This window comes from Aeromonas sp. R10-1 (assembly GCF_040908465.1).
Lineage (GTDB): Bacteria > Pseudomonadota > Gammaproteobacteria > Enterobacterales > Aeromonadaceae > Aeromonas > Aeromonas caviae.
The window spans coordinates 1-21,889 of record NZ_JBFODT010000019.1; the positions used below are offsets into that span (position 1 = coordinate 1).

A 21,889-nucleotide genomic window follows, 5' to 3' on the forward strand; every position below is an offset into this window, starting at 1 on the left:
AACAACCTGGACGAAGTGGCCCCGACCATCACCTCGGGGACCACGGCCAGCGCCATCGATGAGAACAGTGGGGCAGGCCAAGTCGTTTACACCGTGACCAGCACCGACAGCGGCGACATCGCGACCGGTAGCACCAGTTACAGCCTGAAGGCGGGAGCGGATGCTGCGCTGTTCAGCATCAATGCCGCCACAGGTGCAGTGACCCTGATTGGTAACCCGGACTACGAGACCAAGGCCAGCTACAGCTTCACCGTGGTGGCCACCGATGAGGCGGGCAATGCCAGCGAGCAAACCGTCACCCTGGCTATCAACGACTTGGTGGATGAAACCGCACCGACAGTCAGCAGCATCGCCATCAGCGGTGCAAGCGGTGCACAGAACAGCACCCTGAATGCCGGTGACGTGGTCAGCGTCACCGTGACTATGGATGAAGCGACTGTGGTCGATACCACGGACGGCACACCCCGTGTGGCGCTGAATGTCGGTGGCAGCACCGTCTACGCCGATTACGTCTCGGGCAGTGGCACGGCCTCCTTGCTGTTCCAATACACCATTCTGGCGGGTCAGAACGATGCCAACGGCATCAGTCTGGATGCCAATGCACTGCAAGCAAACGGCGGCACGTTGCGCGATGCAGCGGGCAATGCCGCCAATCTGGCTCATGGCGTGGTGGCGGATAACGCCGGTTACCTGGTCGACACGACCGCACCAAGCTTTACCTCGGGGGCTAGCGCCACCGCCATTGATGAAAACAGTGGCACCGCGCAGATTGTCTACACCGCAGCGTCGACGGATGCAGGCACCGTGACTTACAGCCTCAAGGCGGGTGCCGATGCTGCGCTATTCAGCATCAACGCCAGCACGGGCGCGGTGACCCTGACGGGCAACCCGGACTACGAAACCAAGGCCAGCTACAGCTTCACCGTGGTGGCGACCGATGCGGCGGGCAATGCCAGCGAGCAGGTGGTCAGCTTGGGGATCAACAACCTGGATGACACAGCGCCGACCATTACCTCCGCTGCTACCGCAACAGCTATCAGCGAGAACAGTGGGGCAGGCCAAGTCGTTTACACCGTCACGAGCACTGACACCGACGACGTAGTGACCGGCAGTACCAGCTACAGCCTGAAGGCGGGAGCGGACGCGGCGCTGTTCAGCATCAATGCCGCCACGGGTGCCGTGACCCTGACGGGCAATCCGGACTACGAGACCAAGGCCAGCTACAGCTTCACCGTGGTGGCCACCGATGCGGCAGGCAATGCCAGCGAGCAAACCGTCACCCTGGCTATCAACGACTTGGTGGATGAAACCGCACCGACAGTCAGCAGCATCGCCATCAGCGGTGCAAGCGGTGCACAGAGCGGGCGCCTGAATGCAGGCGATGTGGTCAGCGTTACCGTGACCATGGATGAAGCAACCGTGGTCGATACCACGGGCGGCACACCCCGTGTGGCGCTGAATGTCGGTGGCAGCACCGTCTACGCCGATTACGTCTCTGGCAATGGTACGGCCTCCTTGCTGTTCCAATACACCATTCTGGCGGGTCAGAACGATGCCAACGGCATCAGTCTGGATGCCGATGCACTGCAAGCAAACGGCGGCACCCTGCGCGATGCGGCGGGCAATTCCGCTACCCTGACTCATGGTGCGGTAGGTGATAACGCCAGCTACCTGGTGGACACCACGGCCCCGGCAGTCAGCAGTGTGGGTATCACGGGGGCCAGCGGTGCACAGAGCAACACCCTGAATGCCGGTGACGTGGTCAGCGTCACCGTGACCATGGATGAAGCGACCGTGATCGATACCTCAGGTGGCACACCCCGTGTGGCGCTGAATATCGGGGGCAGCACCGTCTATGCCAATTACGTCTCGGGCAGTGGCACGGCCTCATTGCTCTTCCAATACACCATTCTGGCGGGTCAGACCGATGCCAACGGCATCTCGATCGTTGCCAATGGCCTGGAGAACAACGGTGGCACCCTGAGCGATGCCGCGGGCAATGCCGCCAATCTGGCTCATGGCGTGGTGGCCGACAACGCCGGCTACCTGGTGGATACCACGGCCCCCACCGTGAGCAGTGTCAGCAGTACCACGGCGGCGGGCACCTATGGCGTGGGGAGTGTGATCAGCATCCAGGTCAGTTTCAGCGAGGCGGTCACCGTCTCTGGCACGCCGCAACTGACTCTGGAAACCGGTGCCACGGATCGGACCATCAATTACGTCAGTGGTTCAGGCTCCAACACCCTGACCTTCAACTATACGGTGCAGGCGGGGGACACCAGCGCCGATCTGGATTACCTGAGCGCGGGGGCGCTCGGCCTCAATGGCGGCACCATCCGCGACGTTGCTGGCAACAACGCCACCCTGACCTTGCCGACCCCGGGCGGGGCCGGTTCTCTCGGGGCAAATGAAGCCATCGTGATCGATACATCCGCACCTAGCCTCACAGCGGTGATTTTCGATATGACTCAGGCTGACTCAACAAATATCGATGGCCGAGTGTTCTCGGCCAGTAAGTCCTACGACATCTATGTCGTGGTTCCGTCGGATAGTTTTAGCCTTAACTGGTCTGGTGCTGTGGCCTGGGCGGGAGTAAATAACCTCGGCTCGGATGACAAGATCACCTTGGTAGGAACGGGGTCTCCGGTGAAGACGCCTGGTGGTAGCTCTGTGACTCAGTGGGGTTATGGGACAGCCAATGATATTGTGTGGCGTGTCGCAGGAGGCGCACATGATTACAACAAGTATGGCTTCGGCATAAACGGCACCTCTGGTGGAGCTTACCGGAGTGCTCAATCCAATCATCCTAATGTTTTTGTTGCGACTTTCTGGCGACACTCTGGAGCCTTGCCACAAGGACTTCAGGTCGGTTATCTGACGGCTTTGCCGCACAGTCTTCAGGGACTGGTGTGATCCGTTCGTCTTTTCCACTCCTATCGCCCCTCATGGAGGGGCGATAACGCCCCAGGATCCCGCGGTTCCCATGAGTTCACTCTCCCTATTGCGCACGCTGGCCTTGCAGCAACAATTTGTGCTGTTGCAGGAGGCTTGCAGCGCCCCACAACACCCCGCCGAACAGGTATTGCTGGCGCTGGCCTGTGCCCAGCTTGGCGAGCTGGATGCTGCACGCCACGCGCTGGCAGGGCTGGATCTTGCCGCTCTTGACGTCGACGGACGTGTCGACCTGGCTGCCGTCCAACTGCTCTTGGGTGAGCTTGACATGGCGCAGGCGCTGCTCGAGGCAGCCCGGCATGACGCACCGGATCATGCGTTGCTGTTGGCGCGGCTGGCGACCTGCCAGCTCAGGCGCCAGCAGACGGCGGCGGCGCGGCAACTGTATGAGCGAAGCCTTTTCCTGGCGCCCAATATCCTGTTCTACCAACAACTGCTGCGCCTCTATTTGCAGGACGGGGCCATCGCATTGGGCGAGCAACTGCTGACTCGGGCCGAGGCCTTCTGGGAGGGGGAGCAGGAGCACTGGCCCGAGCCACAGGCGGCTTGGCATGGCCAGCAACTGCGAGGTCTGCGTCTGGAGTTGTGGCTGGCGGCAGAGGAATATGCCGCCGCCGATGCCTGGCTGGACGAGCAGCAACGCTTGCTGGGCGAAGAGGATTATTGCGGCCTGATCAGGGGATACGCCCAGCGGCTGGCCGAGCAAGGTCGCCATGCCCAGGCCGAGGATGCCCTGTGCCGGGGAGGAAGAGAGTATCCCGACCATCCCGGCTTGCATCAGCATCGCGCCGAGCTGGCTGAGCTGCAAGGGCGCTCGTCCCAGGCCATCGCCTTGCTGCAACGGGCCATCCATCTGGCGGGCCAGCAGCAACAGCCCGCGCTGGCTTCGCGCCTCAAGCTGGTTGCCGTCGCGACCCAGGGGCAGACGGCGCTGGCCAGAGAGATGGCCACTAAGGCACTCGAAGAGGCGCAGGCATTGCCGCCGTCAGAGCGTCTCGACGGGGCTTCCCGATCCCACTGGCTGGCCGAAGCACAGGTGGCGCTGGCCGGGGTCGAGGCGCAGGAGCAGCAGTATGATGAAGCCGACGCGCGCTACAGCCAGGTGCTGCAAGCGAATCCGCAACAGGTGCCGGCCTTGCTGGGGCTGGGGCAGTTGTACCTGCAACTGGGACGAATTGAGGAGGCGGTGGCGCTGTTTGAACGGGTCAAGGTGCTCGACCCGGTGCGCGGATATGCCTCGCTTATCAATGCGCGGCGCTTCCCGGAGGATGACGCCACCCTGCACCATCTGGAGGTGCTGGCCCGCCGCCCCGGTCCAGAGGGGCTGGTGAAACCCGGTCTGCTGTTGCAGTTGGCGGCCTCCTGGGAGAAACGCCAGGACTATGCCAAGGCCTTTGCCCTCGCCGATGAGGCCAACAGCGCCAGCCGCGCCTTGCTCGGCTATGACCCGGCGGCGCACCGGCAAGCTTGCGCGCGCATCCGTCATGCCTTCAGCAGATCGCTCTATGAACATCGCCGGGGTATTGGCAATGACTCGACGCTGCCGGTGTTCGTGCTGGGCATGCCGCGCTCCGGCACCACGTTGATCGAGCAGATGCTGGCCAGCCACAGCCAGGTGCACGGTGCGGGCGAGCTGGGGCTCATCCCCGGCGTGATTGCGGGCCTTGAACGGTGGGAGCGCCGGGTCGGTTCCGGCCGACATTACCCCGACTGTGTGGACGATCTGGACGCCAGGGTGATCGCGGGCATCACGGGCAATCTTCTCAAAGAGCTGCAGGAGTATGCTCCCGGGGCGCGGCATGTGGTGGACAAGCTGCCCCACAACTTCGAGAACATCGGCCTCATCAAGCTGCTCTTCCCCCATGCGCGGATCATCTCGGTGCGGCGGGATCCCCGCGATATCGCCATCTCCAACTACTTTACCGATTACGCGGCCAAACACGGCGGCATGGGCTTTGCCTATGACCTGACCTGGATAGGGGAACAGCTCGCCGACCATAACCTGCTGATGCACCACTGGAACCAGCTTTTCCCCGGGGAGATCCTGGAGGTGAGCTACGAGGATGTGCTGGCGGACCCCGAACGCGAGGCGCGGCGCATGCTGGATTACGTCGGGGTGGTCTGGGAGCCTCAGGTCCTCAATTTCAGCGAGTTGCAACGGCCGGTGAAAACAGCCAGCGTCTGGCAGGTGCGCCAGCCGCTGTACAAGAGCTCCATGGCCAGATGGGCGCGTTACGAAGCCCATCTTGCCCCGCTGCTGCGCGGCACCAATGGGCGCATCCAATGGCAACCGATCGACGACATGGTGGCGCTACCCGTGCCCGGCTTGCTGGAAACGGGCGTGGCGCGCTACCGGGAAGAGAAGCTGGACGAAGCCGAGCACTGCTTCAAGCAGTTGCTGCATCACCTGCCCGAGCACGCTGCCGCCACCTTCATGGTGGGGCTTGTCTATGTGCGCAAGGGCCATCTGGCCGAGGGCATCGCCCTGATGCACAAGGCCCACGAACAGTGCCCCTGGCATGGGCAATGGCGCGAGGATCTGGCGCAGGCATATACGCTATCGGGCGAGCCGGAAAAGGCGGCGCAGCTGATGCGCAAGGCGCCGCCTGTGGCACAGACAGCCTTGCCCCACAACGAACAGGAAATCGACGAAGAATGTTCATGGTAACTAGCTTGCCGCAGTTGAGGCGGCATGGCCTGCTGCTCCTGAGCCTGGCCGTGTTGACCTTGCCCGCGAATGCACAACAGGCCGATGGCTTGCAGGCGGCGTTGCAGGCGGCCCTGAGCCAGCACCCTGCCGTGAGTGGCAAACGGGCACAGATCGAGGCAAGGGAATACTCTGCCGATGCAGCCCGCAGTCAGCGCTACCCCAGCGTGACTGCCCAGGTGCAGCAGGATGCTGAAGCCACCACGGGGGAGGATCGCGCCACGCCGGTGACGTTGCGCGCTCGCCAACCGTTGTGGGCATTCGGGCGAATTGACAACAGCATTGCGTTTGCCGATGCCGACACAGAGGTCGAGCGTGTCGACCTGCTGCGAGTGCGGCGCCAGCTGCTGGAGCAGACCGCCGTGGCCTACTCCAATGTCCTTGGCAGCCGTCAGCGCCTGGAGGTGGTTCAAGCCAGTCTGGCTGCCCATCAGTCGCTGTTCGAGCAGATCAGCCGCCGGGAGCAGGGTCAGCTGGCATCGACGGCGGATGTTCGCCTGGCGGCCACTCGCCTCGCGCAAGCCAGGGCGAGGGTGGAGCGATACGAAGGGGAGCTGGCCATTGCGAGAAGCGATCTGCTGGCCCTGACCCAGACGCCCGTACCGGCCCGACAACCGGTGACACCGGAGCTGCTGCAGGTCAGCGAGGGCGAGGCATTGCACCAGGCCGCCCTGCAGGGCAGCGCCGAAGTGCGTTACAAGAAGCAGGAGATCGAGCGGGCCAGGGCGAGTGTGGAGCAGGTCAGAACAGCCTCCATGCCCACGCTCTACCTGCAAGCAGAGCAGGATTACGATCAGCCATCCTACCGGGATGATACCCGGGTCAGTTTGGTGCTGGAGGGCACGCTGGAGGGGATGGGCTTTGCGACCCGTGGCAGGACAGACGCGGCGGTGGCGCAGCAGAGCGCGGCCGAAGATGACCTGGCCTACGCCGTCAGCGAGCTGGAGCGCAGCGTGCGTCGCCTGCAACGCAGCCGTGAGCTGCAGGCCGGGCTGGTGCGGGTACAGACTGAGTCACTGGCGGAGTTGGGGGCCGTGCTGGGATCCTATCAACGCCAGTATGTGGCAGGGACCAAGAGCTGGCTCGATGTGCTGAATATCCAGCGCGAATTCAGTGAACAGCAGTTGCAACTGGTCCAGGCAAAGAGTGACTGGGAGATTTACTCCTTGCAATTGGCTGCCCTGACAGGGGGGCTGGATCCCCTGGTGACCTTGAACGGTGAGGAGTTACAACCCCATGGATAGGCAAACCGCCGAGCAGGCGCCGCACGGCATGTCATCTGCGTTGGTGACACACTTGTTGGCTACGTTACAGATCCCGTTCGACCGCGATGCACTGGCACAGGCGTGGGAGCAGGCGGCGCCAGCCACTGCCACCCTCGGGCCCGCGCAGTGGTTGAGGCAGGTACTGATCCAGGCCGGATTGAAGAACCTTGCACCCGTGCAACTCGCCTGGCGTCGTCTTGATCAGCGCCGCTTGCCGGCACTGGTCTGTTCCAAGGGGGAGTGGGTGCTGGCGGAGCGGGATGCCACGGGCCGCCTGACCCTGCTCGATGGGGCAGGGATGCGCCGTGAGGCCGATGAGAGCGAGCTGCAGGATGCCCTGGTGGTCTGGCTGCGGGCACCGGTGAGCAGACGTGCCGATGCCGACAGTGTCTTCTCCGGCAACCTGGCGTCTCGCCTGGTGTGGCGAGAACTCTTTCGAGAGCGGGGCTGGCTGTGGAAAGTCATCGTGGCCACCGTGCTGGTGAACCTGCTGGCCGTCGGCACGTCCATTTTCGCCATGCAGGTCTATGACCGTGTGGTGCCGACCCTGGCCTATTCGACCCTGACCACCCTGGTAACCGGCATGGGATTGATCATCCTGCTGGACTGGATGCTGAAGATCACCCGGGCCAGGATCCTGGACAGCCTCTCCTGTGCCGTCGACAAGCGGGTTTCGCAGCAGGTCTTCGAGCATGTACTGCATCTGCGCCTGGATCAGCAGCCGCGCAGCCTGGGCACTCTGGCGGCCCAGGTTGGCGGGCTGGATGCCGTGCGTCAGTTCTTCAGTGCCGGCGTGGTGTTTGCACTGGTGGATCTGCCCTTTGCCGCCCTGTTTCTGGCATTTATCGCCATCATCGGCGGCGCGGTGGGCTGGGTGTACACCCTGCTGCTGCCAGTGGCATTGCTGCTGGGATATGTCAGCCAGTGGCGCCTTCGCGCCTTGCTGTCACAGCAGATGCTGCGCAGCAACGAGCGCCAGGGGTTGCTGGTCGACACGATCCGGGGCGCAGAGACGATTCGTGCCAACAATGCCGGCTGGCGTTTTGCACAGGAGTGGCAAGACGTGACGGCGACCATCGATGGCTACAACATCCAGCAGAAGGCGGTCAGCAGTTTCTCCAGCGTCAGCACCAGCAGCCTGTCAACCCTGGCCTATGTGGCCGCCGTGGTTGTCGGGGTATGGCAGATCGAGGCTGGCCTCCTGACGATGGGGGGGATGATCGCGTGCAGCATCCTGGGGGGGCGGGTGATCGCCCCCATCGCCCAGAGCGTCCAGTATCTTGCGCAGTGGCAGCAAGTCAGACAGGCGTTGCAGATGGTGCACCAGGTCTTGTCCCTGTCGCGGGATCGGCGCCCGGAGCAGCAACTGCTGCTGCCGGACGAACTCCCCAGGGAGGTGGCCCTGGAGCGCGTGCGTTTCGCTTATCCCGAATCGCCCATCTGCCAGCTCGACATCGATCGCCTGCAGTTCAAATCCGGTGAGCGGGTATTGCTGGTCGGGCCGATCGGGTGTGGCAAGTCGACGCTGCTCAAGATGCTGGCCGGCCTGTATTGCCCCAGTGAAGGCCGCATCCGTCTGGGAGACGCCGATCTGTGGGAAATCGATCCCCAACTGGTGGCCAGCCAGGTGGGGTATCTGCCGCAAGCCGTACAGCTGTTCAAGGGCACCCTGCGCAGCAATCTGGCCCTGACCGGCGTGACCAGCGACTCTCGCCTGCTGCAGATCACCCGCGAGCTCGGCATCGACGGCATTGCGGCATCCAGCCCTCAGGGGATGGATCTCGTGATCAGCGAGGGAGGAGAGGGGCTCTCTGGCGGCCAGAGGCAGCTGGTTGCGCTTGCTCGCGTCCTGATCAACCAGCCCAGGGTATGGCTGCTGGACGAACCGACTGCGGCCCTTGACGGCGAATCCGAGCAGCGTGTCTGGACGGCCTTGCAAGGGGCGATACAGCCCGAGGATATCGTGATCGTGGCGACCCACAGGCCCATGGCGGCCGCCCGGCTGGCGACGAGGGTCATCGCCATGCAACAGGGGCGGGTAGTCAAAGATGGCACGCCGGATCGGGTGCTGACACAGATGCTCGCCCGACCGGCGGCATCTTCGCACCCTGGCAAAGGAGGAATGCTTGATGTGGTCTGATCGTTTCCTGCAAGACGATGATGCGCGTACCCAGGCTCGGATCCGCAAGTTGCAGAACTCTCACCGGGGCCGTCAGGGCTGGTTGTGGATGACGGCGCTCCTGATGGCGATCTTTGTTGCCTGGGCCTCATGGTTTCGGGTGGACGAAGTCGCCCGTGCCACGGGCGAGGTCATTGCCAGCAGCCGGGTGCAGATCATCCAGTCGGTGGATGGCGGCGTGCTGGAGCAGTTGCTGGTCAAGGAGGGGGACAGGGTGGCCCCCGGTCAGTTGCTCGCCCGTCTGGAGCAGACCAGAGTGGGGGCGTCGGTTGGAGAAGTGGAGGCCCGCCTGTTTGCGCTGGAGGCGAGGGCCACCCGGCTGCGGGCGGAAGTCATCGGTGAACCGCGACTCACCTTCTCACCTGACCTGCTGGCACGCTCTCCCGAGACGGCCCGTGTCGAGGAGGCGCTGTTCAAGCAGCGCCAGACCGGCCTCAGGGAAGAGCTGAGAACCATGCGAGTGGCGGTGTCACTGGCCCAGAAGGAGCTGCGTCTGGTGGAGCAGCTCTATGCTGATGGCGATGCCAGCGGCTCCGAGCTGCTGCGGGTGCAGCGTGGGCTCAACGAGGCCGAGGCCCGGCTGGTGAACCGGCGCAACCAGTTCCTTGAGGAGGCCAGACTGGAGCTGGCCAAGGCGGAGGATGACATGGCGCAGGGCGCGCAGACCCTGACCCTGCGCAAGCAGGAGCAGCAGGACAGCATGTTTACCGCCATGGTGCCTGGCATCGTCAAGAACATCCGGGTCACCACGGTGGGCGGTGTGCTCAGGGCCGGGGAGGAGCTGATGCAGATCATCCCGGTCGACGACGATCTGATGATTGAGGCCAAGGTGAGCACCGCGGACATTGCCCGTGTGGTGCCGGGTCTGGAAGCGACGATCCGTTTCGACACCTTTGACTACACCATCTTTGGCGGCGTGAAGGGGGAGGTGGCCTATGTCAGTGCTGACAGCCTCAAGGAAGAGACCAGTCGCGGCATGGACATCTATTATCGCGTGCGGATCAAGCCTGCCAGCTATCCCGTGACCTCCACGACGGGCAGGGAGATCGACGTGTTGCCGGGGATGACGGCCCAGGTGGATATCCGCACCGGTGATCGTACCGTGATGGACTACCTGCTCAAGCCCCTGCGCAAGACCCTGAGCGAGTCATTCGGAGAGCGCTAGATGGGATTGAGGGGACCTGACCTCGTCCCCGAGCTGATGCCTGCCTGATCTGGCGGGCATGGCGCACAGGCCGTGGCGAGGGTTCTCGCCCCCCGAGGCCCGCCATGTGGCGCCCGGGATGAGGGGGAAATGGCGCAGAAACGCACAAGGGGCTGGCATCATGACGATGCCAGCCCCTTGCTGTGTATGGCGTTCCCGACTGGAGTCGAACCAGTGGCCTGTCCCTTAGGAGGGGACCGCTCTATCCTGCTGAGCTACGGGAACCTTGTGGCGGGCATTATACAAGAAGCATTGTGCTTTTAAACCCTTGATTCCTATTCCAATACGGCCAGGTCACCGATTTGGACATTGAACGGCGAATATTTGTTCTGACTGCTGATGATGGCGCCATCCTCGAACACCTGCACCACCTCGAACAGACCGTCAGCGGGGTTGCGCATCACCCTGGACTTGCCATAGGGGTCGACGAAGTCGGCGCTGTGCTGGACCCGGAACTGGTCCCCGAGCTTGACCCCGTTGCGACGGCCCAGGTTGATGTGGGGGCCGCGCTCGTGCTGGGCCACGATCCGGGCGGTGACGGGGGCACAGGCGAGTTCGGCGGCAATGTCCTGGGCCGCCTCCTTCAACTGGTAGCCCACCTCCTGGCCAAAGCTCGACTGCCAGAACTGGCCGCCGCTGCTGCCCACCTGTTCCCGCTTGGAGAAGGTCCAGTTGGCGCGGCCCTTGTACTCCTTGCGGCCAAGCAGGCTGCCGTTGATGCCGTCGAACAGGTAGAGCTGCATGGAGAAGTTGCGCACGGGATCCTCATACCAGCTGGTGAGGGCGTTGCCCTGGGGCTCGAGGGAGAGGTCGTCGATGCTGCCGAGCACCAGATACTGGCTGTCGGTGCGCAGGCTCAGGGCCTTGATCTCCTCGAGGGCGCTGCGATCCCCCTGTTGCAGATGGAGAGGGTCGATGCGCAGGTTCTCGTCCAGCCACTGGCGTGCGACCACCTGGGGCGTCGTCGCCAGGGTTTCAAACAGCCGGCGGGAGAGATCGGCGGGCATGTCGTCCAGGGCACCGGTGCTCGCCTGGTCCGGGTAGCGCATGCGCAGGCGCACCAGCGTCAAATCCTTGGCGTAGTGCTGGGTCTGACAGATCTGCCGCTCCGCCTGGATGTCGGCCACGAGGGTGATGTACATGCGGCCGTTGCGCACCTCTTCGCGCTTGAGGCGATACTGGCGGATGTCGCCGCCGGAGCGGATCTGGATCTGCTCGGAGCGCAGGCTGCCGTTTTCCAGGCGCTGGATGCTGGAGACGGAGGCGCCGCTGGCCAGCAGCGCCTGGCGCAGGGCATCCCGGGTCGCCTGCTCGCGGGCATAGACCTCGTCGCCCCCCAGAATGGCGGCACTGCCCTGGGCCTCGATAAGTTCGGCCCTGGCCGACAGGCTGGCCAGCAGCAGGGTGAACAGCAGCGAAACTTTCATAACAAACACCTTGAGTGGGCGACCCCGCTGCCGCCGGTGGGGCGGGTCAGGGATCCTGGACACAGATCCGGTCTGCACCGGAGCGGGTGACCAAATAAAAGCAAGAACCATGCCTTCTTCCCTGGCCGGAGCTCGCGCGGTGGGCTCCGGTGGCACAGTGCGCGACTTTGCCCTGGGATCATCGAGGATCCTGCGCGCATTCCTGCCTCAAGTGTTGGCGGTTGCGACCGATAACAGGTCAGGTGCAGATACAGGAAAGGTATCCATGAAGAGAGTTATCACGGTGCTGGCGGTGGCGCTGGCATTGGTCGGTTGCGGGTCGGCCGACCCCATCAATCGGGAGCTGGGAGACCCTCGCCAGGCGGCGAAGGGGATGGAGCTCAACTGGCTGGTGGCCCGCATGACGGATCAGCTGATGGAGCGCAAGTCTCTCACGACCCTGACCGAGCCCATTGCGGTCGCCTCCTTTGTCGATCTCGACACCCTGAAGGACACCAACTGGATGGGGCAGCAGATCGAGGAGAGCTTCATCTACGAGCTGAACCGGCGCGGTGAGGTGGTGGTGGACTTCAAGACCACGGGCAACATCCAGGTGACCCCGCAGGGGGATTTCGTGATGAGCCGCAACTACAAGGATCTCTCGTCCCGGCTGCCCATCTCCCGCATCCTGACCGGCACCTTCAGCCGCAATCAGCAGGGGATCCTGGTCAACGCCCGCATCATCGATCTGCGCACCAAGATGGTGGAGACCACGGCCCAGAGCCTGATCCCGAAACAATATTTGTCCGGTGCCAGCAACTCCTTTGGCCGGGCCTCCATCAATCGCGGTTACCTGATGCGGGGGGGCCAGAGCCCGTCCGGCCATCTGGTCAACCTGACCCCTTGAGGTGGCGCGTCATGAAGCGTGAAGCGGACTGGCTGACATTGAGCCGTGACACATCGGGTATGGTGAACAGGAAAACGGGGAAACAGCGATGAAAATCTTGTTGGGTTGTCTGATGGCCATGTTGCTGACGGCGTGCAGTGGCAACCGGGTGGTGAATTATGACGTGGGCGAGAAGCCCGATGACTTCCCGGTGCTCAAGGCGGTGGGGTATGCGGTGATCGACATCCAGCCCGGTCCCTCCCAGTCCGAGAAGATGTTGCAGGCGATCCGCGCCTCCAAGATGGACGCCTACCGGGAGCTGGCGGAGCAGCTCAACGGCCAGCAGGTGCGCGGCCAGAGCAGCTACAAGGACCTGACCCAGACCTCCAACTCCCTGGATGTGTCGGTGGCGGGCATGGTGCGCGGTGCCCGGGTGGTGGCGACCTATCCCCGTGGCAACACCTATGCCACCGAGCTGGAGCTCGACACCCGCAACCTCTATCACCTGAATCAGCTGATGGCGGGCCAGTTCTAGGGCGGGTCTGGGGGGCGCCGGCATGAGCCCGGCGATCATCACGGCACAGACAAAGGCGAGCGCAGGCTCGCCTTTTTGTTTGGTCGGGAAAGGGCTCGGATCTGCGGGGAATAACCGGGTTGGTGCCTTGGACTGCATAGGGCCTGGGGAGGATAAACGGGGTTGGCGTCTTGGGGGATAACTGGCCTGCGGTGAGGATAACCGGGGTTGGCGTCTTGGGGGGGATCTGGTCTTCGGCAGGAGAAACGGACTTGATGGCCGGGCGGGATCCGGCCTGTGGCGAGGAAAAACGGCGCTGAGGCCGAACAAGAGGTGCCCGGGCGCCGGAATGGCGGCCTTTTTTGTTTAGGTAAATCTAACGATATCACCATGTCGTTAAATAAAGCCAAACGATAGAAAGGCCCGGCAGGCGGCAAAAGGGGGCCGCCACGGGAGGAAGATGGCCTGATGGTGAGTGGAAAGACAGCCGCGCCAGGATCCCGGGTCCGCGAGGAAGGCGGTGGAGGGCGGTTTAATGCCGGAAGAGAAGGGCGGGACTGGGCCGCGTCTCACGGGGAGGGCGCAGAGAGCACAAAGGCGAGCCGGGGCTCGCCTTTGTGTGGCAGGGGCGGGATCTGCTCCCCATCAGCTTCCCATCAAGACGGGCGGCACGGCGGTCGGCTTGACGTCTTCGCTCGGGTAGCAGCCCAGCACCTTGATGTAGCGGGTGATCTTGGTCAGCTCCAGCAGGGCGGCCTGCATGGCCGGGGTCTGCAGGTTGGCGGAGACATCCAGGTAGAACATCTCCTCCCAGGGGTTGCCCTGCACCGGACGGGATTCCAGCTTGGTCATGTTGATCTCGTGACTGCGCAGCACCAGCAGCGCCTCCACCAGGGAGCCCGGCTTCTGGGAGGTGGACATGATGAGGGTGGTCTTGGCCGGGATCTGGGGCGCCACGTCGATGGGCTTGCGCGCCACCACGATGAAGCGGCTGTAGTTCTCCTTCTGGTTGGCGAGCTGCTCGGCCAGCACGTCCAGGCCGTAGAGCTCGCCGCCGGCGGCGCTGCCGATGGCCGCCGCCTCCGGGCTTGCCAGCTCCTTGACCTTCATCATGGCGCTGGAGGAGGAGTCGCAGATCTCGTGGCGCGCCCCTTCCAGCTTGCTGAGGTAATGGGAGCACTGCTGGAACACCTGAGGATGGGCGTAGAAGGTCTTGATGCGTGAGAGTTCGGTGGGCACGGCGGTGAGGATGCAGTGCTCGATGGGATAGGTGAGCTCACCCACGATGGAGAGGGTGGTGTGCTGCATCACGTCGTACACCTCGTTGATGGAGCCCGAGCTGGTGTTCTCGATGGGCAGCACCCCGAAGGCGGCACGGCCCGACTCCACGGTGTCCAGCACCTCGCGGAAGTTCTGGCAGTTCACCTCGATCACCTGATCCTTGTAGCGGGCCAGGTACTTGCGGGCGGCCAGGCTCGAGTAGGAGCCGCGCGGTCCCAGGTAGGCGACGCTGGTCATGGGCTCCTGCTGCTGGGGGTTGAGCAGGCTCTGCAGGTAGGCCTGCTGGGAGAGCACGGAGTCTTCGATGATGGTGTGGTAGATGCGGGTGATGTACTGGGCATCCAGTCCGAGGGCACGCCCTTTCTGGATCAGGGCGACCAGCAGGTCCTGCTCCCGCTGGTGGTCACGGATGGGACGGGGATTGGCCTGCTTGGCGCGGGCGACCTCGATGCTGAGGGTCTTGCGTTTGGCCAGCAGGGCGAGCAGCTCCTGATCCAACTGGGTGATGTCGTGTCTGATCTCGTCGAGCGTTGCCATGGTGGTTCCCTATCCAGTGATTCTGTGGTGTGTGGTGCAAAAAAAAGCCTCCGCTGGGGAGGCTCGATTCGTCTTTGGTTTCTGTTTACGCGAATGGTTCACGTGACGACGGGCCTTCCCTCATGTGGGCCGGGTAAACGAGAAAACAAAGAAGAATGGTGTGTTCATGGGCGTGTCCTGAATGTAACGCCATAACCATTAAGGGATTTGGCGGTGCGATGCAAGTAAAACTTGCCCGGGGGCGTTGAACGGGGCAGGGTGGTGGCTCGGGTTGCCGGGGGAGAGTGAGCGTCGTTCTGGTCCCTGTTTGTGGCAACCGCCGTGACCACATCCGTGGCAACAACACATAGAGGGGACGAGACGATGGCGGTGATTTTCGATCTGGGCAGGGTGGTGGTGCGCTGGGATCCGGTGGCCATAGTGAGTGCGGTGCGCGGACCCGAGGGGGCGACTGCGATCGCGGAGCAGCTGTTCAACCACTCGGACTGGCTGGAGGTGGACAGGGGGACGCTCTCCCTGCACACCATGGCCCGTCAGGCGCAGGGGCGCACCGGCCTGTCGATGGCGGAGAATCTGGCCATCTTGCAGGCGGTGCCGTCCTCCCTTGTGCCGGATCCTGCCATGGTGGCGCTCATCGAAGAATTGCACGGTGCAGGCCACACCCTCTATGCCCTCTCCAACATGGGGCACGCCAGCATCGACTGGCTGGAGCAGCATCAGTCCTTCTGGCGCTTCTTCAGCGGTAAGGTGGTGTCAGCCCGGGTGCGGATGCTCAAGCCCGAGCCCGACATCTACCGCTATCTGCTGGTGTCGTTCGGCCTCAAGGCTGGGGAGTGCCTCTTTATCGACGACAGCCCGGCCAACGTGGCGGCGGCCGAGGCGCTCGGTCTGCGGGGGCTGATCTTCACCGATCCGGCCCGGTGCCGGGCGCATCTGATCGCTCAGGGGTTGTTGCCTGCCTGAGGAGAGCCAGTTTCGCTTCGCAGCGAAAAAAGTGTGCAAAACCTTGATTGAGGGCAAATAACGTACAGCTTTATCCATGCTCTTTAAGTGTATATTCAGCTTGGTGCGGGCAAAATGGTATCCAGTTCATCATCCGGAGTTGTTGTTATGGATGCCAATGTCGTTGCGCTGCATCGGGGATACGATCAGACCTTTCAAGCCAGGGAACAGAGGCTCATCAACACCCTGGCCGGTTACAGCGAACTGCTTGTCTCCTTCTCCGGTCGACTGGAATCTTGCTACAGCATGGATCTGTGCCGGGCCAGCGGGGTGCGATTTCGCGCCATCACCCTGGACAACCCCACCCTCAGCCGCCAGTCGGTGGCCAGGGCCCAGCGCTACTGCCGGCACTACGGCATCCCCCATCAGGTGCTCAAGACCGACGAGATGATCTTCAGCGCCCACCTGGGCCACCTCGCCGAGGTGACCGACCCGGTGCGCTACCTCTGCCAGCAGCTCGAACATGAAGAGGGCCCGCCGCTGCTGATGTCGGCCTCGGTGGAGGAGAAGCGGGAGTACCTGCGCCGCTTTCACAGCCTGCCCGCCAACACCCTCTGGATCTTTGCCGAGCAGGGGATGACCAACCGGGATTTTCGCTACGGCTTTCACAAGCGGCAACTGGCGCTCTGGGGAGACGTGGGGGAGGCCTGCCTGAGCCGGCGGTTTGTCGATATGGCCTCCCTGGACAGGCGGCACCTGCGGATGGTCGACATGGCCGAGCAGATGCTGGTGGACATGGGGCTGGGGGGAGCCCAGGTCTTCTTCCATACCCTGGGTGACAGGGTCACCACCCTTGCGAGGATCCGGGTGCCCGAACGGCTGCGGGCCCTGGTGTTCGACATGCAGCCCACCATCCAGAAGGCCCTCAGGAGTGCCCAGTTCGATCTGGTGACCCTGGATCTGGCCACGCTGGAGGATCCCCACCCCCTGGTCATCTGAGCCGGGGCGTAACGTGAGGGGGGTCATAGGCAAGGAGGGCGCGACTCTTTATACTGCCCCCTTCGCATCCTTTATCGAGTGCCTGCCCATGAAACCCCTCTCCCGACTGCTGGTCGCCCTCTGTCTGTGCCCTCTGCTGGCCGAGGCGGCTCCCCTGCACCAGATCACCTTGCCGGATGGTCGCCAGGTGCAACTCAATGACGATTTCACCTGGGAATACCTGCTGGTCAAGCCGGCAGCCACGGTAGCCGGTCAGGCAGTGACGGCGAGTGTCGCGGCCCCGGTGCTGACCGAGCAGGCCATGGCCCATCCCGACTTGCTCTCCCAGGCGACCCGGGACGGCATCACGGTGAAGCTGGACCAGGTGGCGGGGGACGATCCCCTCAGCCTGCAGTTCGTGGTGAGCAACACCGGCAGTCGCAACGTGGTGCGCGTCAACGGCAGCCTGACCCTGTTCAGCGCCGACGGGGTGCAGCTCTCGAGCGAGCCCGTGCGCTTCTGGGTCGGGGAGAACCGCCTGCCTGACTCCTACCTGCGCAAGGGGGAGGCTCGCGCCTCCCGGGCCATCGAGCTGGCACGACCCGCCGGCCTCACCGGCAAGCCGCTGGTGCGGGTGCAGATCGACGAGGTGGAGTTCCGCTAGGATGACGGCGGGGGAGCCCTCGCTCCCCCGCAGAGTGTTGCACCGGTAACTGCCAGCAATATTCGCTTACATCTGACATGGTTTGGCAACAGCTTGCTCCTCGGCGTTGCCCCCTTTGCCCGTCACAATGGCTCCATTCCAGTTAGGTCCGCCTAACTCAACCCATGGAGTCAACAAAATGCAAAAGATCGCACTGTCTGTTCTGGTTCTGGCCGGTCTCTCTTCCACCTCCGTCCTGGCGCAAGATGCCTTCAGCTATGCCAAGGGCTCTGCCACCTGGGCCCACACCAAGTCTGACTACATCGGTGGCAAGGATGGGGAGAACCGCGACTTCGGCGGCCTGAGCCTGGATCTCTCCAAGAGCTTCACCAGCAATGTCTATGGTCGGATCGGCAGCGAATACACCTCCCGCAGCAGCGGCAACGACAGCATGGCCATCTCCAGCCTGGGGATGGGTGTCTACACCCCCCTCAGCACCGGCCTGAACCTCTACGGTGAAACCGGCCTGATGGGCTACAGCCTGGAACGGGAGCTGGCCTCCGACGTGAACCACTCCGGTTGGGATACCCTGGCCCGCAAGAAGAGCGGCAGCCTCTACGGAGAAGTGGGCCTGCGCTACGACATCGGCGCCGTCGAGCTCTCCACCGGCTATCGCTACGCCAACATGACCGACGACATGCACGACTTCAAGGCGGGGGCGGCCTACAAGCTGACCCAGAACCTGGCCCTCACCGCCGACTACACCTATCGCAACTGGGATCTGCAAAAAGGCTCCATCTCCAGCCTGGGTGTGAAATACAGCTTCTGATCATCCTTCCTGCAGGGTCTTCACCTTTACCCATGACTTCGGTCATGGGTTTTTTTTATGGGGGCTGATCCGCCCGCCGTCCCCTGGCCGTATCAGTTCGCAATAGTTATACAGCTTCCAATTTTTTGTATAACTGCTATAACTTACTCAAGGCTTATACAAGGGGCTTCATCATGTACAAGATCAAGGTCGGTATCAGTGCCTGTCTGCTCGGCCAGGAAGTGCGCTTCGACGGGGGCCACAAACGATCCAGTTTCTGCGAACGGGATCTGGGCGCCCATTTCGACTATCACCCCGTCTGCCCCGAGATGGCCATTGGCCTGGGTGCACCCCGCGCCGCCATCCGGCTGGTGAAGCGCCAGGGCGAGGTGCGGGCCGAGGCAAGCAACGGCAGCTTCGACGTCACCGACAAGCTGATTGCCTTCAGCGAGCAGAAGGCACGCCAGCTCGACTTCCTATCCGGCTACATCCTCTGCGCCAAGTCCCCCAGCTGCGGCATGGAGCGGGTGCGCATCTATGGCGCCAACAACGAGGGGAGCGCCAAGGAGGGTGTCGGCCTTTTCGCCAAGGCGCTGATGGAGGCCAACCCCCTGCTGCCGGTGGAGGAAGATGGCCGCCTGTGCGACCCCATCCTGCGGGAGAACTTCGTGCTGCGGGTCTTCGCCTACCACGACTGGCAGCAGCTCTGCGCCCGGGGGATCACCGCCTCAGCCCTGATCCGCTTCCATTCACGCTACAAGTACCTGGTGCTCTCCCACGCCACCACCCACTACCGGGCGCTGGGGCGCCTGCTCGCCAACCTTGGCAAGGCCAACCTGCAGGAGGTGGCCGACAGCTACATCCAGGGGTTGATGGCGGCGCTGACCCTGCGGGCCAACCGCCGCAGCCACACCAATGTGCTGATGCACCTGCAGGGCTACTTCAAGCGGGTGCTGACCCCGGCCCAGAAGCAGGAGCTGTGCGACACCATCGACAAGTACCGCACCGGGGTCTTCCCGTTGCTGGTGCCCCTTACCCTGATCCGCCACTACCTGCGCGAGTACCCGAACCCCTATCTCGCCGAGCAGGTGTACCTCAATCCCCATCCCGACACGCTGAAATTGCGTTACGGGCTGTGAAGGTGTGGCTGGATTTGGCCGATCAGGCCTACCTCGACCTTCATCCCGACACGCTCAAGCTGCGCTACGGGCTCTGAACACCCTGTGCAGGCCCCGGCGGATCACCGGGGCCTCTTCCCAACGTCTGATGGACTCTCTCATGTCTGATGAATCACAAGCAGCCGCGCCTCTCCCCGACGAGGGCGTCTACCCCATTCGCGAGGTCTCCCGCCTCACCGGCGTCAACGCCGTCACCCTGCGCGCCTGGCAGCGCCGCTACGGGCTGGTGCAACCGGCCCGAACCGAGAAGGGCCATCGCCTCTACAGCGAGCAGGACATCCGCCAGATAGGCGAGATCCTGAGCTGGCTGGAGCGGGGGGTGAGCATAGGTCAGGTGAAGGGGCTGTTGAGCGAGCCCCAGAGTGCGCCAGTGAGCGATCACTGGCAGCAGACCCTGGAGCAGTTCAGCCAGGCGCTGCTCGCCTTCAACCAGCGCAAGGCGGAGGCCGAGCTTGGCGATCTGCTGGCGAGCTACCCCTTCGAGCTGGTGCGCAGCCGGGTGCTACAGCCCCTGGTGGAGCGGCTGCTGGGGCTGTGGCGCGAGCGTCCCGATGGCGAGCTGCTGCAACAGGTGTGGCTCGGCTGGCTGCATACCCGCTTCGCCCGCCACCTCATCGAGCAGGAGAAGGGCGTCCCCGTCACCCTGGCAAGCTGGGGGCAGGTGGGGCCGCTGGATCTGGTCTGGGCTGCGTATGAGCTCATCGGTCAGGGTTATGAGGTGCAACTGCTGGGGGCGGTGGAGCCCCGCCATGCCACCCTGCTGGAGGGGCGCGCCACTCCCCCCTGGCTGATCCTGCTGGGGGCCGGGCTCGGCAAGCAGGACCAGGCCGCCGAATGGCCAGCGGGCACCCGCTTCTTTGGCGAGCTGGGACGCCTCTACGATGAGCCGTGGCGGCGTGCCCGCAACTGGCACGCCACCCTGGCAGAGGTCAGTGCGACGACCCGCACTGCCAAGGCGAAGGGCAAGGGCGGGAGAACACCGTCATGAGGCTGGTCTGGTTTCGCAACGATCTGCGTCTGGCCGACAACCCGGCCCTGCGCCACGCCTGCGCCGGAGATGAACCGGTCGCCGCACTCTTCATCGTCTCGCCGACCCAGTGGCAGCAGCACAAGCTGGCCCCGGTCCGCCAGCGCTTCATGCTGGCACAGGTGGATGCCATGGGCCGCGAGCTGGCGGCCCTCGGCATTCCGCTTCATTTGCTGCGGGTCGAGACCTTTGCCGAGGTGCCGACGGCGCTGACGGCGCTTTGCCGGGAGCTCGGGGTGAGCCAGCTCTACGCCAACCAGGCCATCGAGATCGACGAACTGCGCCGCGACCACGCCGTCAGCGCCTCGCTGGGGGAGCAGGGCATGACCAGCCACTGGTTCAACGGCTGCTGCGTGCTGCCGCCCGGTCGGGTGCTGACCGGGTCGGGGGAGATGTTCAAGGTCTTCACCCCCTTCAGCCGCGCCTGGCTCAAGGCTCTCGAGGAGGATGGCTTCGTCATTCACCGTGCCCCCGCACCACGCGGCGAGCGGTTGCCGTGGCGGCCCCTGGCCGAGCGGGAGTGGGTGGACGACGGGCTGGGGGATCTGACGCCGGACACCCGCTGGCCGGTGGGGGAGGCCGAGGCGAGCCGCCGGTTGCACGCTTTTCTGGATCAGGCTGTGCTCGATTACGGCGAGACCCGGGACTTTCCGGCGCTGGCGGGCACCTCCGTGCTCTCCCCCTATCTGGCGGCGGGCATCATCAGTGCCCGCCAGTGCGTGGGGGCGCTGCAGCAGCGTCTCGGCTACCGGCCCCAGTCGAAGGCCCAACCCGGTTTCGTCTGGCTCAACGAGCTCATCTGGCGCGAGTTCTACCGCCACTTGCTGGTGCTGATCCCGAGCCTCTCCATGAACCGCCCCTTCAAGCCGGAGACGGCGGCCCTGCCGTGGAGCTGGGATCCGGATGCCTTCGCCGCCTGGTGCGAGGGGCGCACCGGCTACCCCGTGGTCGATGCGGCCATGCGTTGCCTCAACGCCACCGGCTGGATGCACAACCGGCTGCGGATGATAGTGGCGAGCTTCCTCACCAAGGATCTCCATATCCACTGGCGGCTCGGGGAGGACTATTTCATGAGCCGGCTCATCGACGGGGATCTGGCGGCCAACAATGGCGGCTGGCAGTGGGCGGCGGGGACAGGGGCCGATGCGGCGCCCTATTTCCGGGTCTTCAACCCCACCACCCAGGGGCAACGATTTGATCCACAAGGGGAGTTCATTCGTACCTGGGTCACTGAGCTGGCGGATGTGCCTGCTGCCTATCTTCACGAGCCCCACGACTGGTTGCGGCTCAAGGGGCGGCAGGATTATCCGGCCCCCATGGTGGATCATGCCGTTGCACGGGTGAGGGCCATCGAGATGTTCCGCGAACTGGAGAAAAACTAG

16 protein-coding genes, 1 tRNA gene and 1 other annotated feature are annotated in these 21,889 nt (G+C 63.8%); of the genes, 14 read left to right on the forward strand and 3 right to left on the reverse strand.

The annotated features are described in order from the left end of the window. The 5 genes from AB5Y93_RS08815 to AB5Y93_RS08835 form a co-directional block, all read left to right on the forward strand. On the forward strand, positions 1-2,913 hold a 2,913-nt coding region (locus tag AB5Y93_RS08815; RefSeq protein WP_368229193.1), incomplete at its 5' end, for a beta strand repeat-containing protein. 70 nt (positions 2,914-2,983) lie between these two features. After that, a complete protein-coding gene (locus AB5Y93_RS08820) occupies positions 2,984-5,620 on the forward strand; it encodes a sulfotransferase (RefSeq protein ID WP_368229194.1) in 2,637 nt (878 codons plus the stop codon). Then, positions 5,608-6,903: a TolC family protein gene (locus tag AB5Y93_RS08825; RefSeq protein ID WP_368229195.1), complete on the forward strand. Its 1,296-nt coding sequence runs from the start codon at positions 5,608-5,610 to the stop codon at positions 6,901-6,903. Before AB5Y93_RS08820 ends, AB5Y93_RS08825 begins: the two co-directional genes overlap by 13 nt. A gap of 52 nt (positions 6,904-6,955) precedes the next feature. Beyond that, positions 6,956-9,064, forward strand: a complete 2,109-nt coding sequence (locus AB5Y93_RS08830) for an ATP-binding cassette domain-containing protein (RefSeq protein WP_368229196.1) — start codon at positions 6,956-6,958, stop codon at positions 9,062-9,064. Beyond that, positions 9,054-10,268: an HlyD family efflux transporter periplasmic adaptor subunit gene (locus AB5Y93_RS08835; protein ID WP_052688010.1), complete on the forward strand. Its 1,215-nt coding sequence runs from the start codon at positions 9,054-9,056 to the stop codon at positions 10,266-10,268. The genes AB5Y93_RS08830 and AB5Y93_RS08835 overlap by 11 nt, the downstream gene beginning before the upstream one ends. Positions 10,269-10,455: 187 nt before the next feature. Here the strand turns inward: AB5Y93_RS08835 and AB5Y93_RS08840 are convergent. Then, positions 10,456-10,532: transfer RNA gene (locus tag AB5Y93_RS08840), tRNA-Arg, on the reverse strand. Between the two features lie 50 nt (positions 10,533-10,582). Further along, positions 10,583-11,734 carry a flagellar assembly protein FlgT gene (locus AB5Y93_RS08845; protein WP_039041370.1) on the reverse strand — a complete coding sequence of 384 codons (1,152 nt, stop codon included), beginning with the start codon at positions 11,732-11,734 and terminating at the stop codon, positions 10,583-10,585. Positions 11,735-11,999: 265 nt separating this feature from the next. Between AB5Y93_RS08845 and AB5Y93_RS08850 the strand changes: the two genes are divergently transcribed. Beyond that, positions 12,000-12,620 (forward strand): FlgO family outer membrane protein, encoded by a 621-nt coding sequence (locus tag AB5Y93_RS08850; RefSeq protein WP_010673310.1) that lies wholly within the window; start codon positions 12,000-12,002, stop codon positions 12,618-12,620. Positions 12,621-12,708: 88 nt separating this feature from the next. After that, complete coding sequence (locus tag AB5Y93_RS08855; RefSeq protein ID WP_010673311.1) at positions 12,709-13,134, forward strand: LPP20 family lipoprotein; 426 nt, start codon at positions 12,709-12,711, stop codon at positions 13,132-13,134. A 624-nt stretch (positions 13,135-13,758) separates the two neighbouring features. Here AB5Y93_RS08855 and pheA read toward each other — a convergent pair. Continuing rightward, entirely contained in the window at positions 13,759-14,931 is a 1,173-nt protein-coding gene (pheA, locus tag AB5Y93_RS08860; RefSeq protein WP_103244400.1) for a prephenate dehydratase, read from the reverse strand. A gap of 38 nt (positions 14,932-14,969) precedes the next feature. Further along, positions 14,970-15,103 (reverse strand) — a sequence feature (Phe leader region). A gap of 191 nt (positions 15,104-15,294) precedes the next feature. Between pheA and AB5Y93_RS08865 the strand changes: the two genes are divergently transcribed. From AB5Y93_RS08865 to phrB, 7 genes are all read left to right on the forward strand, one after another. Further along, positions 15,295-15,894 carry an HAD family hydrolase gene (locus tag AB5Y93_RS08865; RefSeq protein ID WP_368229197.1) on the forward strand — a complete coding sequence of 200 codons (600 nt, stop codon included), beginning with the start codon at positions 15,295-15,297 and terminating at the stop codon, positions 15,892-15,894. Positions 15,895-16,008: 114 nt separating this feature from the next. Continuing rightward, positions 16,009-16,872, forward strand: coding sequence for a hypothetical protein (locus tag AB5Y93_RS08870; RefSeq protein ID WP_161646646.1), 864 nt, complete (start codon positions 16,009-16,011; stop codon positions 16,870-16,872). 88 nt (positions 16,873-16,960) lie between these two features. After that, on the forward strand, positions 16,961-17,515 hold the full coding sequence (locus AB5Y93_RS08875; RefSeq protein ID WP_039041373.1) for a DUF3157 family protein: 555 nt from the start codon (positions 16,961-16,963) through the stop codon (positions 17,513-17,515). A gap of 178 nt (positions 17,516-17,693) precedes the next feature. Then, positions 17,694-18,323 carry an outer membrane beta-barrel protein gene (locus tag AB5Y93_RS08880; RefSeq protein WP_039041374.1) on the forward strand — a complete coding sequence of 210 codons (630 nt, stop codon included), beginning with the start codon at positions 17,694-17,696 and terminating at the stop codon, positions 18,321-18,323. 173 nt (positions 18,324-18,496) lie between these two features. Then, complete coding sequence (locus AB5Y93_RS08885) at positions 18,497-19,441, forward strand: DUF523 and DUF1722 domain-containing protein (RefSeq protein WP_010673317.1); 945 nt, start codon at positions 18,497-18,499, stop codon at positions 19,439-19,441. A gap of 139 nt (positions 19,442-19,580) precedes the next feature. After that, the gene (locus tag AB5Y93_RS08890; protein ID WP_039041375.1) at positions 19,581-20,468 is read left to right on the forward strand and encodes a MerR family transcriptional regulator; all 888 of its coding nucleotides are present in this window, start codon (positions 19,581-19,583) and stop codon (positions 20,466-20,468) included. Beyond that, positions 20,465-21,889, forward strand: a complete 1,425-nt coding sequence (gene phrB, locus AB5Y93_RS08895) for a deoxyribodipyrimidine photo-lyase (RefSeq protein WP_368229198.1) — start codon at positions 20,465-20,467, stop codon at positions 21,887-21,889. Before AB5Y93_RS08890 ends, phrB begins: the two co-directional genes overlap by 4 nt.